This window comes from Staphylococcus sp. GDY8P57P, assembly GCF_017892585.1.
In the GTDB taxonomy this organism is placed as follows: domain Bacteria; phylum Bacillota; class Bacilli; order Staphylococcales; family Staphylococcaceae; genus Staphylococcus; species Staphylococcus borealis.
In genome coordinates this window covers 1-2,191 of the sequence record NZ_JAESLK010000090.1, presented here as the reverse complement: position 1 = coordinate 2,191, position 2,191 = coordinate 1, and the positions used below count along the sequence as shown (strand labels likewise).

At 31.2% G+C, this 2,191-nt stretch carries 1 protein-coding gene and 1 pseudogene; both read left to right on the top strand.

Annotation, left to right across the window (positions count from 1 at the left end):
• The first annotated feature begins 183 nt into the window (after positions 1-183).
• Entirely contained in the window at positions 184-1,617 is a 1,434-nt protein-coding gene (mco, locus tag KA878_RS13655; RefSeq protein ID WP_210142216.1) for a multi-copper oxidase Mco, read from the top strand.
• 19 nt (positions 1,618-1,636) lie between these two features.
• Positions 1,637-2,191 (top strand): annotated as a pseudogene (locus KA878_RS13650) (YdhK family protein); the annotation flags it as partial.

Below are 2,191 nucleotides of genomic sequence, written 5' to 3'. Positions count from 1 at the left end.
GGTTCAAAATTTATGGTGGGGCGCAGGATATAACGTGATTGCAGTTCCTCTTGCAGCTGGTATATTAGCTTCTATTGGTTTAATATTATCACCTGCTGTGGGTGCAATACTTATGTCTTTAAGTACGATCATCGTAGCAATTAATGCATTTACATTAAAATTAAAATAAAAGAGGTAAATATAATGTATAAAAAAATGTTCACAATTTTAATTACGTTATTTTCTATAATGTTTATGGTTCCTAATGATACTTTTGCAGAAGGTAAGCACAACATGATGGACATGAAAGAAAATGATCAAAAGCGAAATGATATGATGGATATGAAAAGTCATGACGAAAGAAAAAATTTGAATTCTTCACAAGGAAAAAATGAAATAACATTTCCCAAAGTTTTAGATCCTAAAAAAGATAACAATGGTTATAAAAGTTATACATTAAAAGCGCAGAAAGGAAAGACAGAATTTTACAAAGGTAATTTCTCTAACACTTTAGGATACAATGGAAATTTACTTGGGCCAACTTTAAAATTAAAAAAAGGAGATAAGGTTAAAATTAAGTTAGTCAACAACTTAGATGAAAATACAACATTTCATTGGCATGGGTTAGAAATAGATGGAAAAGTGGATGGAGGCCCTTCTCAAGTTATAAAACCAGGAAAAGAAAAAACAATAAAATTTGAGGTTAAACAAGAGGCTGCTACATTATGGTATCATCCCCACCCCTCCCCAAATACAGCTAAACAAGTTTATAATGGTTTATCAGGGTTATTATATATAGAGGATGACAAAAAGAATAATTATCCTAGCAATTATGGGAAAAATGATTTGCCTATAATAATCCAAGATAAAACATTTGTATCTAAAAAATTAAATTATACAAAAACGAAAGATGAAGATGGTACTCAAGGTGATACAGTCCTTGTGAATGGGAAAGTAGATCCTAAATTAACAACAAAAGAAGGAAAAATACGTTTGAGACTTTTAAATGGCTCCAATGCTCGGGATTTAAATCTTAAGCTAAGTAATAATCAAAGTTTTGAATATATTGCTTCAGAAGGCGGCCATTTAGAAAAGACTAAAAAGTTAAAAGAATTTAGTTTCTTTCGTTCTGCAAGAAAAGAAATAGTAATAGATTTATCTAAAATGAAAGAAGAAAAAGTCAATCTTGTTGATAATGATGAAACAGTAATTTTACCAATTATTAACAAAGAAAAAAGTACTAACAAAGACACTACTCCAAAAGTAGATAAAAAAATCAAATTAGAAGGTATGGACGATAATGTTACTATTAATGGCAAAAAATTCGATCCTAACAGAATAGATTTCACACAAAAGGTAAACCGTAAAGAAACTTGGGAAATTGAAAACGTCAAAGATAAAATGGGTGGTATGAAGCACCCGTTCCATATCCACGGAACGCAATTTAAAGTTTTATCAGTGGATGGGAAGAAACCTTCAGAAGATATGAGAGGCAAAAAAGACGTTATATCTCTGGAACCTGGACAAAAAGCCAAAATAGAAGTGGTTTTTAAAAATACTGGGACATACATGTTCCATTGTCACATACTTGAGCATGAAGATAATGGAATGATGGGACAAATAAAAGTAACAAAATAATTTATAAGGAGAATTCAATATGATGAAAAAATTGAGCTCAATTATAGTAGCTTCAGGATTAGTATTATCAGCTTGTTCAACTGGTAACGAAGAAGAAGAAAATTCTAAAGATCAAAAACAAGAAAAACATATGAATCATAAGAGTGAAAGTAAAGCCCCAGATAATATGAAAAGTACAGATGACAGTAAATATAAAAAGGACGATAAAATAACAATTACAGCTGATCATATGCCTGGTATGAAAAATGCCAAAGGTACTGTGAAAGGTGCTTATAAAACGTATGCTTATGTCGTGAGTTACACACCTACAAATGGTGATGAAAAAGTTAATAATCACAAATGGGTCGTTAATGAGGAAGTTGCAGATGCCCCTGAAATTGGATTCAAGAAAGGTGATACAGTTAAATTAGAAGCTGACCATATGCAAGAAAGGTGATACAGTTAAATTAGAAGCTGACCATATGCCTGGTATGAAAGGTGCAGAAGCTCAAATTGATGATGTAGAAAAAACAACCGTTTATATGGTGGATTATAAATCAACAGAAAACGATGAGATGGTTAAAAATCATAAATG

Coding starts and splice junctions, on each gene's coding strand:
- mco (WP_210142216.1), top strand. CDS start 184: ATGTATAAAAAAATGTTCACAATTTTAATTACGTTATTTTCTATAATG.